The sequence below is a fragment of the Streptomyces sp. NPDC029466 genome (assembly GCF_055574515.1).
On record NZ_JBVHZH010000031.1, the window covers coordinates 1 to 13,830 of the forward strand.

Annotated in this window: 12 protein-coding genes; 4 read left to right on the plus strand and 8 right to left on the minus strand. The window is 72.0% G+C overall.

The genetic code is table 11. The features are described 5' to 3' along the window. Positions 1-244: 244 nt before the first annotated feature. The 4 genes from lanKC (at position 245) to ACZ4XD_RS22900 (ending at position 6,759) form a co-directional block, all read left to right on the plus strand. On the plus strand, positions 245-2,845 hold the full coding sequence (gene lanKC / locus ACZ4XD_RS22885) for a class III lanthionine synthetase LanKC (RefSeq protein ID WP_468044794.1): 2,601 nt from the start codon (positions 245-247) through the stop codon (positions 2,843-2,845). Between the two features lie 57 nt (positions 2,846-2,902). Further along, complete coding sequence (locus ACZ4XD_RS22890; RefSeq protein ID WP_042152795.1) at positions 2,903-3,031, plus strand: SapB/AmfS family lanthipeptide; 129 nt, start codon at positions 2,903-2,905, stop codon at positions 3,029-3,031. Positions 3,032-3,157: 126 nt separating this feature from the next. After that, positions 3,158-4,933: an ABC transporter ATP-binding protein gene (locus ACZ4XD_RS22895; protein WP_468044797.1), complete on the plus strand. Its 1,776-nt coding sequence runs from the start codon at positions 3,158-3,160 to the stop codon at positions 4,931-4,933. Next, on the plus strand, positions 4,930-6,759 hold the full coding sequence (locus ACZ4XD_RS22900) for an ATP-binding cassette domain-containing protein (protein ID WP_468044799.1): 1,830 nt from the start codon (positions 4,930-4,932) through the stop codon (positions 6,757-6,759). Before ACZ4XD_RS22895 ends, ACZ4XD_RS22900 begins: the two co-directional genes overlap by 4 nt. Positions 6,760-6,807: 48 nt before the next feature. On the opposite strand, the gene ACZ4XD_RS22905 is transcribed toward ACZ4XD_RS22900, so the two are convergent. From ACZ4XD_RS22905 to ACZ4XD_RS22940, 8 genes are all read right to left on the minus strand, one after another. After that, positions 6,808-7,395, minus strand: coding sequence for a LuxR C-terminal-related transcriptional regulator (locus ACZ4XD_RS22905; RefSeq protein WP_468044801.1), 588 nt, complete (start codon positions 7,393-7,395; stop codon positions 6,808-6,810). Positions 7,396-7,939: 544 nt separating this feature from the next. Further along, positions 7,940-9,643, minus strand: a complete 1,704-nt coding sequence (locus ACZ4XD_RS22910) for a cholesterol oxidase substrate-binding domain-containing protein (protein WP_468044803.1) — start codon at positions 9,641-9,643, stop codon at positions 7,940-7,942. 175 nt (positions 9,644-9,818) lie between these two features. Next, on the minus strand, positions 9,819-10,226 hold the full coding sequence (locus ACZ4XD_RS22915; protein ID WP_468044805.1) for a gas vesicle protein K: 408 nt from the start codon (positions 10,224-10,226) through the stop codon (positions 9,819-9,821). A gap of 52 nt (positions 10,227-10,278) precedes the next feature. Beyond that, a complete protein-coding gene (locus tag ACZ4XD_RS22920; RefSeq protein WP_468044807.1) occupies positions 10,279-10,533 on the minus strand; it encodes a gas vesicle protein in 255 nt (84 codons plus the stop codon). After that, entirely contained in the window at positions 10,533-11,423 is an 891-nt protein-coding gene (locus ACZ4XD_RS22925) for a GvpL/GvpF family gas vesicle protein (protein ID WP_468044809.1), read from the minus strand. Before ACZ4XD_RS22925 ends, ACZ4XD_RS22920 begins: the two co-directional genes overlap by 1 nt. Then, the gene (locus ACZ4XD_RS22930; RefSeq protein WP_468044811.1) at positions 11,420-11,845 is read right to left on the minus strand and encodes a gas vesicle protein; all 426 of its coding nucleotides are present in this window, start codon (positions 11,843-11,845) and stop codon (positions 11,420-11,422) included. The genes ACZ4XD_RS22925 and ACZ4XD_RS22930 overlap by 4 nt, the downstream gene beginning before the upstream one ends. Before the next feature lie 30 nt (positions 11,846-11,875). Further along, complete coding sequence (locus ACZ4XD_RS22935; RefSeq protein WP_468044813.1) at positions 11,876-13,108, minus strand: SRPBCC family protein; 1,233 nt, start codon at positions 13,106-13,108, stop codon at positions 11,876-11,878. After that, on the minus strand, positions 13,101-13,811 hold the full coding sequence (locus tag ACZ4XD_RS22940) for a hypothetical protein (protein ID WP_468044815.1): 711 nt from the start codon (positions 13,809-13,811) through the stop codon (positions 13,101-13,103). Before ACZ4XD_RS22940 ends, ACZ4XD_RS22935 begins: the two co-directional genes overlap by 8 nt. Positions 13,812-13,830 lie beyond the last annotated feature (19 nt).

The following is a 13,830-nucleotide window of genomic DNA, read 5'->3' on the forward strand; positions in this document are numbered from 1 at the left end:
GGCCGGACGAACTCCCACTCGGCATCCGACAGTTCATGGCGACGTATCACCCGACCATGATCCACCACCCGAGATCATTTGAAGACACTGCCTAGGGGAGGGGTGGCGGTCCTGGCCACCCCTTCACCTCTCAGCAAATTCGCAGCAAACGTGCATTTCTCACGGGTTCTTCGTGACAGTCATGACTGTTTCCCGGCCCCCGCGGCATGACAGCGTCAGCCCTGTCACCAGCCGAGGGAGTGCGATGAACAAGGGTTACGCCGTCTTTTGCGACGCCGACCGACAGTTCTACGACGCTCCCCACCGGCTGCCCGCGAGCAGCACGGGCCGCGGTGCCCAGTACGCGACGCTGAGCCGGGAGCTGCCCGAGGGCTGGCAGCGCCACCGCTCCGGCGACTGGCTGGCGTTCCGCCCGCTGGACCGCGAACTGCCCAGCCAGGGCTGGAAGATCCATGTCTCGGCCTGTCTGGACAACGCCGAACGTGTCCTGGCCAAGGTCTGGGACTACTGCGTCCCGCGCTCGATCGCCTTCAAGTGCATGCCGACCCGGTACCTGCTCCACATCCGCAACGCCAAATACGCCGACCGCGGCGCCAGTGGAAAGTTCCTCACGGTCTACCCCGCCGACGAGGAGCAGTGCGGCCGCATCGCCAAGGAGCTGAACGAGCTGCTCGCCGGCGAGCCGGGCCCGTACATCCTCAGCGATCTGCGCTGGGGCGCCGGTCCGGTGTATGTGCGCTACGGCAGCTTCACCGAACGGCACTGCTACGACGACAAGGGCGAACTCCGCCCCGCGATCGAGGACGGCCAGGGGCAGTTGGTCCCCGACCGCCGCGAGCCCGCGTTCCGCGTCCCCGAGTGGGTCACCCTCCCGGAGTTCCTCCAGCCGCATCTGACCGCCCGCTCCGCCACCACCGTCACCGACCTGCCGTACAAGATCGAGCAGGCACTGCACTTCTCCAACGGCGGCGGCGTCTACGTCGGCCGGGACCTGCGGACCGACCAGCGGGTGGTGCTGAAGGAGGCACGGCCGTACGCCGGACTGGCCGCCGATGAAGCGGACGCCGTGGCCCGGCTGGAGCGGGAGCGGGACGCGCTGAAGAGACTCTCCGGACTCGGCTGCGCCCCCGAGGTGCACGACTGGTTCACCCTCGGCGAGCACACCTTCCTGGTGCTGGAGTTCATCGAAGGCCGGCCGCTGAACAGCTTCTTCGCGCACCGTCACCCGCTGATCGAGGCCGATCCGAGCCCCGAGCGGCTCGCGGAGTACACCGAGTGGGCCATCCGCGTCCACGGCCTGGTGGCCGACGCGGTCAAGGCGATCCACTCCCGCGGCGTGGTCTTCAACGATCTGCACCTCTTCAACATCATGATGTCCGAGGACGAATCCTCCGTGGTGCTGCTGGACTTCGAGGCCGCATCCGTCGACGACGAGTCCAGCCGCCAGGTGATCGCCAACCCGGGCTTCGTCGCTCCCGCGGACCGCCGGGGCTTCGATGTCGACCGCTACGCCCTGGCCTGTCTGCGACTTGCGCTGTTCCTCCCGCTCACCAGCCTCTTCGCGGTGGACCGCAACAAGGCGGCACATCTCGCGGAGATCGCCGCCGCACAGTTCCCGGTGCCCCGCGACTACCTCGACGAAGCCGTGGCGGAGATCCTGCGGGGGTACCAGCCCGCGCACGCCCCCGTCCGCACGGGCCGGACCGGGGGAGCGGACTACCTCCCCGTGGCCCTCGGCGACTGGCCGCACAGCCGCGACTCCATGGTCCGGGCCGTGCTCGCCTCGGCCACCCCGGACCGGGAGGACCGCTACTTCCCCGGCGACATCGCCCAGTTCTCCACCACGGGCGGGGGCACCTGCTTCGCCTACGGGGCGGCCGGAGTGCTGTACGCCCTGGCGGAAACCGGCGCGGACCGCTGCCCGGAGGCGGAGGAGTGGCTGCTGCGGAGGACGAAGACCCCCGCGTCCGGCAGCCCGCTCGGCTTCTATGACGGGCTCTCCGGCGTCGCCTGGGTCCTGGACCGGCTCGGACACCGGGACCGGGCCCTGGACCTCATCGACACCGTCGCCACCCAGCGTTGGCAGGACATCGCACCCGATCTGCACAGTGGCCTGGCGGGCCTCGGCCTGGCCCTCGACTCCCTGGCCGGCACCACCGGCGAAACCGCCCTCGGCGAGCAGGCCCTGCACTGCGCCCAGCTCGTGGCCGACAAGCTCCGGACCGCCGCGCCAACCACCGAGGGCGGCGCGACGCCCCGCGCCGGGCTGCTGCACGGAGACAGCGGAGCGGCCCTGCTCTTCCTGCGTCTGTACGAGCGCACCGACGACCCCGCGCTGCTCGATCTGGCCGCTGACGCCCTGCGCCGGGACCTGTCCCGCTGCGTCCGCGGCGCCGGGGGCGCCCTCCAGGTCAACGAGGGCTGGCGGACCATGCCCTACCTCGGCGCCGGCAGCGTCGGCATCGGCATGGTGCTCGACGACTTCCTCGCCCATCGCCCGGACGAGGAGTTCGCACGGGCGCGGAGCGAGATCGTGCAGGCCGCCCAGGCCAAGTTCTATGCCCAGCCCGGCCTGTTCCGCGGCGCGGCGGGCATGGTGCTGCACCTCGCCCGCACCACGGCCGGCGGCCCCGGCACCCATGCCGCCGACCTCCGCCGCCAGATCGACTCCCTTGCCTGGGGCGCCGTGCCCTACCAAGGCCATCTTGCCTTCGCCGGGGAGCAGATGATGCGGCTCTCCATGGACCTGAGCACCGGCACCGCCGGATGTCTGCTCGCGCTGGGCAGCGCACTGCACGACACACCCGTGCACCTGCCCTTCCTCCCGCCGCCCAGGCGGCCCTGAAGCCGGCCCCGTCCGGGGCCGATCGAGAAAACCCGTCCCCATCAGAGAGGAACCACCATGTCCCTTCTTGACCTGCAGACGCTGGAGACCCCCAAGGCCGAGGCCACGGAGGAGCTGCACACCGGCAGCCGCGCGAGCCTGCTGCTCTGCGGTGACAGCAGCCTGAGCGTCACCACCTGTAACTGACTTCTCGCCGCTACGGGACCTCGGTCCCCATAGCGCGTAAGTCACGGCGAGCCCCGGGTGGCCACACCGCCCGGGGCCTGCCGCTGCCGCCCGTACCCGTCCCTTGGAGGCGAGGTCCGCACCCGCATGCCCCGCACCCCCGGGCCCTCCTCGCCGCCGCCCCCGCCGGCCGCCCGGCGCGGACCGGACCCCGGCGCCCGCTCCGTCCTGACCGGTGCCTTCCGGCACAGCCCCGTACGCACCCTCGCCGTCTGCCTCTTCAGCGTGGCGTCCGCGGGTGCCGCCATCGCGCTGCCCGCCGTACTCGGCCACACCCTCGACCTCGTGCTCGGCGCCCGTCCGGGCTTCCACGGGGCCCTGGTGCTCTGCGCCGTGCTGCTGAGCGCCGAAGTGCTGCTGGACGCGCTGGTGGCGCTGACCGGCGGCGTCACCACCGCCCGCAGCACCGCCTGGCTCCGGCGGACCGGTATCGACCATCTGCTCTCCCTCGCCCCGCACCGGGTCGCCGACCGCTTCACCCCTGGTGACCTGGTGACCCGTCTCACCGGGAACGCCGCGGACGCCGGGACCGCGCCCACCGCCGCGGCCACCGGTCTCGCCGCCGTCCTCACCCCGGTCGGTGCCCTGATCGCCCTGGCGCTCACCGACATCTGGCTGGCCGCCGTGTTCCTCGCCGGGCTGCCGCTGCTGACCCGGCTGCTGCGCCGCTTCGCCCGTGGCTCCTCCGACAGCGTCCGCCGCTATCAGCGCGTCCAGGCGGATCTCGCGACCCGGCTCGTCGAGGCGCTCGGCGGCGCCCGGACCATCGCCGCGGCGGGAACGGCGGGGCGCGAACGGGCCCGGGTCCTCGCACCGCTTCCCGAACTGGGCGCGCAGGGACGGCACATGTGGCAGGTCTACGGCCGCGCCGTGGTCAGCAGCAGCATCCTGGTACCCCTGCTGACCACCGCCGTCCTCGCCGTCGGCGGCCTCCGGCTGGCGTACGGCAGCCTCTCCGTCGGTGAGCTGCTGGCGGCCTCCCGGTACGCCGCGCTCACCGCCGGGCTGGGTGGCGTCGTCGGGCAGCTCAACGCCCTGGTGCGCAGCCGTGCCGCGGCCCACCGCACCGGCGAACTCCTCACCCTGCCCACACCGCCGCAGGGGTCCCGGCCGCTGCCCGCCGACGGCCCCGGCCGGCTCGAACTGCGCGCGGTCACCGTCCTCCGCGGTGGCACCCCCGCGCTGCGCGAGGTCGACCTGGTGGTGCCCGGCGGCACCACCATGGCGGTCGTCGGGCACTCGGGGGCCGGCAAGTCGCTGCTCGCCGCCGTCGCGGGCCGGCTCACCGATCCCGACAGCGGGCAGGTGCTGCTGGACGGGATACCCCTCGACGAGGCCGACCCCGCGCAGCTGCGCCGCGAGATCGGCTACGCCTTCGAACGGCCCGCCCTGTTCGGCGCCACCGTAGGAGCCGCCATCGGCTTCGGCCCCTACGAGCCCCCGGAGCGGACGATCGAGGCCGCCTCCCGCGCGGCCGGTGCGGACTCGTTCGTCCGCCTCCTCCCCGGGGGATACGCCGCGCCGCTCACCGACGCCCCGCTGTCCGGCGGCGAGGTCCAACGCCTCGGCCTGGCACGGGCGTTCGCCCATGCCGGCCGACTGCTCGTGCTCGACGACGCCACCTCCAGCCTGGACAGCGTCACCGAACTCCATGTCCGCCGCGCCCTGGTCCATGACGTACGGACCGGCAGCAGACTGCTGATCGCCCATCGCGTCTCCTCCGCCGCCCGCGCCGATCTGGTCGCATGGCTGGAGAACGGACGGCTCCGTGCCGTCGCCCCGCACGACCGGCTCTGGACGGACGCCGACTACCGCGCGGTGTTCGCCCACACCGAGGACGAGGACACCCGGACCGCCTCATGACGACCGCGACCGCACGACTGCTGCCCCGGGCGAGGCGCTTTCTCCGCCGCCGGACCCGCGTACTGCTGCTGCTGGCCGGCTGGTCACTGCTGGAGTCCGCCCACACCTTCCTCGGCGGCTACGGCCTGGCAAAGGCCCTGGACCAGGGCTTTCTGGCCGGCCGGACCGGAGTCGGGCTGGTCTGGCTGGGCGTCACCGCACTGGCCGTCATCGTCGGCGGGCTGGCCGGCCGGGGAGTCTTCCGCGGGCTGGCCGACCTCGTCGAGCCGCTGCGCGACGGCCTGGTCCGTCAGGTGGTGTCGCGTTCGCTGACCCAGGCGGTGGCGCAGCCGGCCCGGGCGGCGGGCAGTGCCGTGGTCTCCCGGCTGACCAACCAGACCGAGATCGCTCGGGACAGCTTCGCCGGACTGGTCCTGGTCGCCCGCTCCTTCGTGTTCACCGCGGCCGGAGCGGTGCTCGGACTCCTCTCCCTGGCGCCCCAGTTGCTGCTGATCGTGGTGCCTCCGCTCGCGGCCGGGCTGCTGCTCTTCCTGGCCACCCTCCGGCCGATGGCGGCCCGCCAGCGCGCCTTCCTCCAGGCGGACGAGGACCTGGCCACACAGTTCGGCGCCGTCGCCGAGGGGCTGCGTGACGTGGTGGCCTGCGGTGCGCAGCAGCGGACCGCGGACCGGGCGTACGGCGTCATCGAGGACGAGGCCCGCGCGGCACGGCAGTTGGCGCGCTGGGCCGCCGTCCGCTGTCTCGCGCTCGGCCTGGCCGGCCAACTGCCCGTCCTGTTGCTGCTGGTCACCGCGCCCTGGCTGCTGCGGCAAGGGCTCACCCCCGGCGCCGTGCTGGGCGCGCTGGCCTATCTGACCCAGTCCCTGCTGCCCGCCCTGCACACCCTGATGAACGCGCTGGGCTCGGCCGGCACCCGACTGCTCGTGGTCCTCGACCGCCTCACCACCGGCCCCGCTCCGGAGCCCTCCAGCGCTCCGGAGCCCCCCACCGCGCCGCCGCCCACCACCACGCTGGAGCCCGCGCCCCACGTCCCCGCCCCGCCCGACGGCCCCCGCGTCGAACTGCGCGCGGTGACCTTCGCCTACGGGCCCGCCGCCCAGCCCGTGCTGCACGACCTCGACCTGACCGTCGAACCGGGCGAACACCTCGTCGTGGTGGGACCGAGCGGCATCGGAAAGTCGACCCTGACCGCGCTCGTCGCCGGACTGCTCGCCCCCGGCCGGGGCAAGATACGGGTGGCCGGCCGGCCGGTCCGCGCCCCCTTGGGAACCGATCCGTTGGGCACCGATCCGTCCCTGCTGCGCGTGCTCATCCCGCAACAGGCCTACGTCTTCTCGGGCACCCTGCGCGAGAACCTGCTCTACCTCCGCCCGGACGGCGCCTCCACCGCCGCCCTGGAGGCGGCGTCGGATGCCGTGGGCCTGGACACGCTGGTGCGCCGGCTGGGCGGATTCGACGCACCGCTCGACCCGGGCGCCCTGTCCCAGGGGGAACGCCAGCTGATCGCACTGGGCCGGGCCCATCTGTCACCCGCCCCCCTCGTCCTCCTCGACGAGGCGACCTGCCATCTCGACCCGGCGGCGGAAATGCGGGCCGAGCGCGCCTTCGCGGAGCGCCCCGGAACGCTGATCGTCGTGGCCCACCGGATCACCTCGGCCCGCCGGGCCGACCGCATCCTGGTACTCGACGGCCACCGGGCCACCTGCGGTACCCATGAGGAGCTGCTCGAACGCTCGCCCCTCTACCGGGACCTGGCGGGAAGCTGGCAGCCGGACGCACCGGAGCGCGCGGAGAATTTCGCCGTGAAGTCCCGCTTTCTCGGCTGATCACGGGACTTCGCGGACTCTCCGGACAGGTGTCAGGGGTTGTCCGCCCTAGACCCAGCCCGCCCCCTGCGATATCCGTATCGCGTCCACCCGGTTCCGTGCGCCGGTTTTGCGATTGATGGCCGCCATGTAATTGCGTACCGTGCCGCTGCTCAGATGCAGTTCACGGGCGATCTCGGGGACCGAAGCGCCGCCCGCGGCGAGTGACAGCACGCTTAACTCACGCGGGGTCAGCGGCATGTCGGCGGCCTCCAGGAAATCCGGGCTCAGTGAATGGTCGACATAGCGCTTCCCGGCGGCGACCAGGTTTATCGCGTGCAACAGCCGGGCCGGTGGCGCGTCCTTGTCCACGAACCCCCGCGCTCGGGCGGCGATCGCCCGGCGCAGCGTGCCGGGCCGGCAGGCGCTGGCCAGGACCAGCAGGGCACATCCCGGGCCGCCGGGGTGGTCCGCCGAGGCCACCGAACCCGCACAGTCGCCATCGACGACGCACACCTGCGGCCGGAAGGAACGGGCTCGCCCGGGGGCACTTCTCCAGCAGGCGGCGACCGCGTCGATACCCTCCTCGTCGCGCAACAGCGCGGTGAGCGCCGAGCGCAGCAGCCGCGTTTCGTGCACCACCAAGACCCGGATCACGTTCGTCCCTTCGTTTCTGCTTCTGCGGTCTGCCCCCGTCGTCGGACAGCCACCCGGGGAACAACCGGCGATGTGGCGACAGTTACCCCACGAGTCTCTGCCGCAGCACACACTTTCAGCCCCGCACGCTGCCTTGCAGAATTGTTACGGCTGTCATTCCCGCCAGATGCATTTTCGCTGGAGATGACTGGAAACCGCGTCATCGAGCCCGGGTGCGGCCTCGTTCATTACCGCTCGGGATGGCAGGACTCCACAATGCGCGGGGCGGTCGGTGGGTGCTGGTGTCCCCGCAGGCCGGTGCGCGGGCGGAGCTGCCGCGGCGGAGCGGCGGGCGCCCGGTGGCCGCCGGTGTTCGTAGGAACTTCACACACCAAGGGGGCGGATTCCGGAAAGCGTCCAGGGCGTCAGGCGCAAAATTCCCGCCAACCTCGTGATGACCGCTTAGCGGGTTGTTTCCTGCACTTGTTACGGGTGTGACGGACGTGCCGGGTGATTTCGATTGGGGGGCGCGCGGAAATTCCGCGCGCCCCCCATAGGGGGTGTCTCAGGGCAGCAGGGTGTCGAGGAACGCATTGGAGAACACCCGTGCCGGGTCATAGGAGTTGAGGATGTCCCGGGCGGTGCGCCACTCGTCGAACGCGGCCGGCACGGTGCCGCCCAGCGTGCCGGAATCGCGCCAGGGCCCGCTGTCCGTATAGGCCCAGCCCTTGGACCACTCGGGACGTACGGTCGCATACGACCCGGTGTAGGTCTGCCAGATCCACTGCTCCAGCTCACGGAAGAAGGGGGCGGCGCCCGGCGTACCGGGATAGGTGGCGAAGTCGAGCCACACCACGGTGTCCCACTCGGGACGGTCCCGACGGGCCCGGGCCGGGGAGAGCAGGGGACCGTCGAGCGGGTCCGTCCCGGTGATCCGCAGTTCGATCGGCCCGTTGACGGGATAGGAGCCGCGGCCCTGATGAGCCGTGAGCACCTGCTGATAGCGGGAGTAGAAGTCACTCACCACCCGCTGCACATTCGCCCGGGAGGTGAGCACCGCCCACCCCGCCTCGACGATCCGCAGGGTGGTCGGTTCGACGTACAGCAGGCTGTTCTTCGACCAGCCCCAGACATCCCAGGTGCCGGTGACGATCAGCCCGGAGCCGACGATGGACATCGCCAGCTTGGTGAAGACGGGCGTCTTGTCGCCCCCGCCCGCGGCGATCTCCCCGAGCAGCCGCGACATCTCCTCGGTGACCCGGTTGGCGAAGGTGTAGGCGTACGGGGTGTCGATCTGCCGGGAGAGCAGCGGCTTGTTGGGCGCCACGCTCCACACCTTCAGCCACGGCACATCGGTGAACGGGAACCAGATCGCCTCGATGCGCCCGGTGCGGTCCAGGTAGGAGCCGATCGTGCGGCCGCCCGTACCGGGCGGGCCGAAGACGGTGCCCACGTTCACGTCGTACCAATTCTGGCAGCGCAGCCGGGTGTTGGCCGCGGCCGTCAGCGTCACCTCGGTGACGAAGGCACGGCCCAGGTGGACGAGGAAGGCCCGGATGTCCGGGTCGGAGCGGGAGAACGTCTTGAGCACATAACGACCCTCCGCGGCGCTCCAGACCACGGCGGTGAGCGAGGTGACCAGCGAGCTCAGGGTGCCGAAGCCGGAGCCCGCCGGCGGGTTCTCGGTGGCGGTGGGCACCCCGGTGCCGTGACCGCCGATGGCCAGCACCCCGCCGATGGTCAGATCACCGGGCGCCGTAGTGGTGGCGAGACCGAGCCCCGACTCCTCCAGGCGGGCGAGGATCCGGTCCAGGGTCGCCCCCGCCTGCGCGGTGACGCTCCCCGGATTGCCGCCCCGCACACTGACCGCGGTGAGGTGGGAGGTGGTGTCGACGATGACCGTACGGTTGGTGTCGGCCCCGGCGGGCACCACCAGCGGCGACCAGGTGTGGCCCTTGCCCCGCGCCCGGAGCCGGTAGCCGTGCTGATGAGCCCAGTTGGCGAGGGTGACCACATCGTCGGGCGTACGGGCCGAAGCCGTCCAGACCCCCTCGACGACGATCTCCAGCGACCAGTTCCGGAAGGCCTGTTGGGACAGGGGGATGCCCGCGGGGAAGTCGGGCGGAGGGGTGAGAGTGGCCGCTGCACTGCCCGCGGGGATGCGATGCGCGGGCTGTAGCCCGGCCGCCGCGGCAAGCCCCGCGGCGGCGGCCCCGCTCAGTAACGTACGGCGGGTGAGGGAGGGTCTGCGAGCGCTGTCGTCGGACATGGCTGTCCTTCCGGCACGCGGCGCGCCGGCCCCGTTGCACCGCGCACGGATCGTAGGGGTGAGACCGTACGAGCGCCCCGGTGCGGTGGGGGTGTGCCGGAAGGGTAGGGTGACGGGCCGTCAGTTGCAATGCCCGTGCGGCGTACGGCGGAAGCGGCCGGCCGGGGACCGCGGATCAGATGGCGTCGTCACGCGGCAGCAGAGACCCCAGGGGACCGAGATCGAGATTGAGGTCCCGCATCGTGAGGCCGTAGCGCTCACAGAGTTCCGCCATCCGGTCCTGGAGAATCATCAGCGTCAGCCCGACCCGCTCTTCCTGCTCCTCGCTCAGGTCTCCCTGGTCGACACGGTGCAAGGCGGTCCGCTCCATCAGCTGCCGCAGGAGCTCCACGATGGTCAGCACCAGCTTGATGAGATCGCGCTCCACCGTCTCCGGATCGGTCCGCAGCCGCTGGGCGAGAGCGCTGTCCCGCCCCGGCGGCGGCCCGTCGGACGGGGCCGGCACCAGCTCGAAGGCCCGGGCCGCGGCCTGCGCCACCTCCGCGAAGGCGGGCTCCACGGGGGCGGCCGGTTCATTCGTCATGGATCTCCCTCGTCATGGGCGCTGCTCGTCGGGAAGGCGGGCGCACGCTCTCTCACCACGGCGCCGGACCGTCGGGCGTGATCGAGCGAATGACCGCCCGCAGATTGATGTGCACCAGGTCCACATCGGCGATCGACAGCACCACATCTCCGGTGAGCACCGCGCCGCCGTTCAGCAGACGGTCCAGGAGATCGATGAGCGCGATCTGCCGGCCGGCCAGAGACTCTTCCGGGGTGAGGTCCGCCGGGGCCGAGACCTCGGCGGACGAGACCTCGGCGCCCGCGGCCTCGGGAAGATCACCCGCCATCACGCACTCCGGGTGTCCGCGGGCGGGGTCGCGAAGGAGTACGGGGCCCATGGCCCGGTGACCTCGATACGTACACCGGGGACACCGTCGGCCAGGCCCGCCACCGCCTGGTGGAACTCCCGGAGCCGGTCCGTGGGCACCAGATAGGCCTCATTCGCGATGTTCTCCCCCGCACCGGCGGCCAGTTCACCCTGCTGGGGGCGGTGGGCGACCCGGTCCCGGGCAAAGGCGGCCGCCCGGCCCCGGACCTCTTCGGCCACGGCGCCCGCCGCCCGGAAGGCATCACGCTGCGTCCGGCGCTGGGCCCGGCGCTGTTGCAAGTAGGCCCGGCCGGGGCTGACCGGGGGAACAGCGGACTCCGGGCCGTCGGAAGCGGGAGCCGGGTCGGCGGCCGCGGCGCGGGGATCCGCGTACACCTTCACCCCCAGCTCGGCATGGCCTTCGAGCCGGGAGAGCAGCGCGTCGAACTCCGCGCCGCGCTCCCGCAGCATCGACCGCACCCGGGCGTCATCCAGATATACGGTGGCCAGCCGCATGGGGAGCACCATCGTGCCGGTGTGGGCGGCCTCGACGACGCCGTGGTGGGTACGGGCGATCTCCTCCAGCTCCGTCAGATTCTCCAGCTGCGCCTTCATGCCCTCCTCGCTGAAGGCGTCGGCCGGGACGGAGGAGACGAGCGCCGTGAGGCCGTCGGCGGACGCCGTCCGCACCCGCCCGTCCCGCAGCCCGGTGAGCCGGGGAGCCGTCGTGTCGAGACCGGCGCCCGCCCGGCCGATGGCGTAGACGTACGAGCTGGACGGGGGAGCGGACTCCCGCTGCTCGGGGGCGAGACCGAGCGGCTGCCGCGGGGCTGCGGCCGACGCCTCGTTTCCTTGCGGGTGGCTGGTCACTGCTCCTCCTCGTGGTGCGTCCGGTGCCCGTCGGAGCCCTGGGACGGGCCGATGGCCGCCCGCAGCTCGGCGAGCTCGGCGCGCAGCTGCCGGTTCTCCTCGGCCAGCGGATCGCGGCCGGTCTCCGGCGGTTGCCCGGCGGACACCTGCTGCGGCGGGCGGGCACGGGACGAGAGTGAGGGATCGTGCTCCCACCAGTCGATGCCCATCTCCTTGGCCTTGTCGACGGAGGCGACGAGCAGCCGGAGCTTGATGGTCAGCAGCTCGATGTCGAGCAGATTGATCTGGATGTCGCCCGCGATCACGACGCCCTTGTCGAGCACGCGTTCCAGGATGTCGGCCAGGTTGGCGGAGGACCCCTGCCGGCCGTACGGGGACGGACCGGAGCCCGGCCCCATACGGCCGGCCAGTGAATCGGACATGATCAGCCTCGTCTGTGCGGTCGGGACGGGTCAGCGGGCGGCGGCGGTACGGCGGCCCCGGGAGGGCGGCGCCGGCTCGTCCTCGTACGCGTCCCGCTCGTCCTCGTAGGCATCCGGCTCGTCCGGAGGGACGTCGTCGCCCTCGTCGAGGGGCTCGTCGAGGTCGTCGTCCGCATCACGCGGCTCGTCGAGGTCCTCGTCCTCGTCGACCGGATCGTCGAGGTCGCCGTCCTCCGCCGCGGTCCCGTCCTCGTCGGCCAGGTCCTCGTCGGCCAGGTCCTCGTCGGCCGGGTCCTCGTCGGCCGGGTCCTCGGGCTCGATGTCCGGGTCGTCGGCTTCCGCGTCCTCCCCGGCCTTGTCTGCCGCCTCCGCGTCGGGGCGTCCGTCGTCGTCGGAGCCGGGCCCGGCGTTCTCCTCCTCCTGCTCCGCCTCGACGGCGTCGGCGTGCTCGACCACCACCTCGCCGTCCTGGATCTCGCCCCGCCAGCCGTCGGTGGCTTCACCGCGCAGCATGATGAATTTGCGGTAGAGCTTGAGGTCCAGCCGGGCCCGGCGGCCCTGGGCGCGCCAGATGTTGCCGGTCTTCTCGAACAGCCCCTTGGGGAAGTACTCCAGAACCAGCAGCACCCGCGTCAGGTTGTCGGTGAGGCGATGAAAGGTCACCACGCCCTTGACCGTGCCCTTCGCGCCCTCGGTGGTCCAGGTGATGCGCTCGTCGGGGACCTGCTCGGTGACGTTCGCGCGCCAGCTGCGGGTGGACTTGGCGACCTTCACCTTCCAGTTGCTGGTGGTGTCGTCGGATTTCTCGACACTGACGACCCCCTTGGCGAAGGTGCTGAACTCCTGGAACTGCGTCCACTGGTCGTACGCCTCGCGCACGGGCACGCCCACATCGATGTCCTCGACGATGGTCACGCTCTTGGACTTGCCGCCGCCGCCCTTGCGGCCCTTGCCGAACAGCCCCTTGACCTTGTCCTTGACGGTGTCCTTGAGGTGCGAGGCGCCGGCGGTCAGGGCCGCCTGCTGCGGCGACTTGCCCTTGCCGAGCGCCGCACCGCCCTTCGCCAGGCTGTTCACCAGGCCCCCGGCGCCCCGGCCGGGTTCGGCGAGCTTGCTGACGCTCTCGCCCAGCTTGTGGCCGAGGCTGGTGACGGCGTGCTCCGCCCGTGCCTGGAGGTAGTGCTGCAACTCCTCCTTGAGCTGGTCGGCCGCCGGGCTCTTGGTCACCTCGTGCTTCACCTTGCGGAAAGTGGACTCAGCCATTGCGGCCTCCACGGTCGGCGGCCGTGCGGGCCGCACCGGACGCCTTCTTACGGGCCCCCGCGGCGGACTTCCGCGCCGAGGAGTTGGCGGGGCGCCCGCGGGACGCACCACCGGCGTTCTTGCCCGATGACTTCGAGGTCCCCGAGGCGCTTGACGACGAGCGGCGCGCGGTGGACCGGGCGGCGCCGCCCGACTTCTTCGCCGAGGCGGCGGCGGACTTCGTGGCCGTCTTCGCGGACGCGGCGGCAGGCGCCTTGCGGCTCGGCGCACCCTTCTCCGCGGCTTCCGCCGCGCCCCCGGCGTCCTCGGCGTCGCCCCGTGTGCCGTCCTCGGGCGGCTGCTCCTCGTCGTCCGCCGCGGCAGGCTCGCCGTCCGCGGTCCGCTCGGTCCCGCCGCTCACGTCCCGGCCTTCTTCGAGGGCCAGGGTCCGCTCGTGCAGGGAGTCGGCGAGGCCGGACATCCGCTGGGTGAGCGCGGTGCCGGCCGCCGCCTTCGTGGCGTCCACCAGTTCCTTGCGCACCTGGTCGTTGAGGGGGCCCAGCACCGGCGAGTTGGCGACCAGCGTGCCCAGCTGCTTCGGATCCAGATTCAGCTTCTTGCCGGCCAGGAACAGGCCCAGGCCGAGGGCCATCTTGGCTTTCTTCGTGCGCCCCAGGAGGTAGCCCCCGACGAGGGCCACTCCTATCTTGGCGTTGGTCATCATCTGTCGTACACCTCAATCT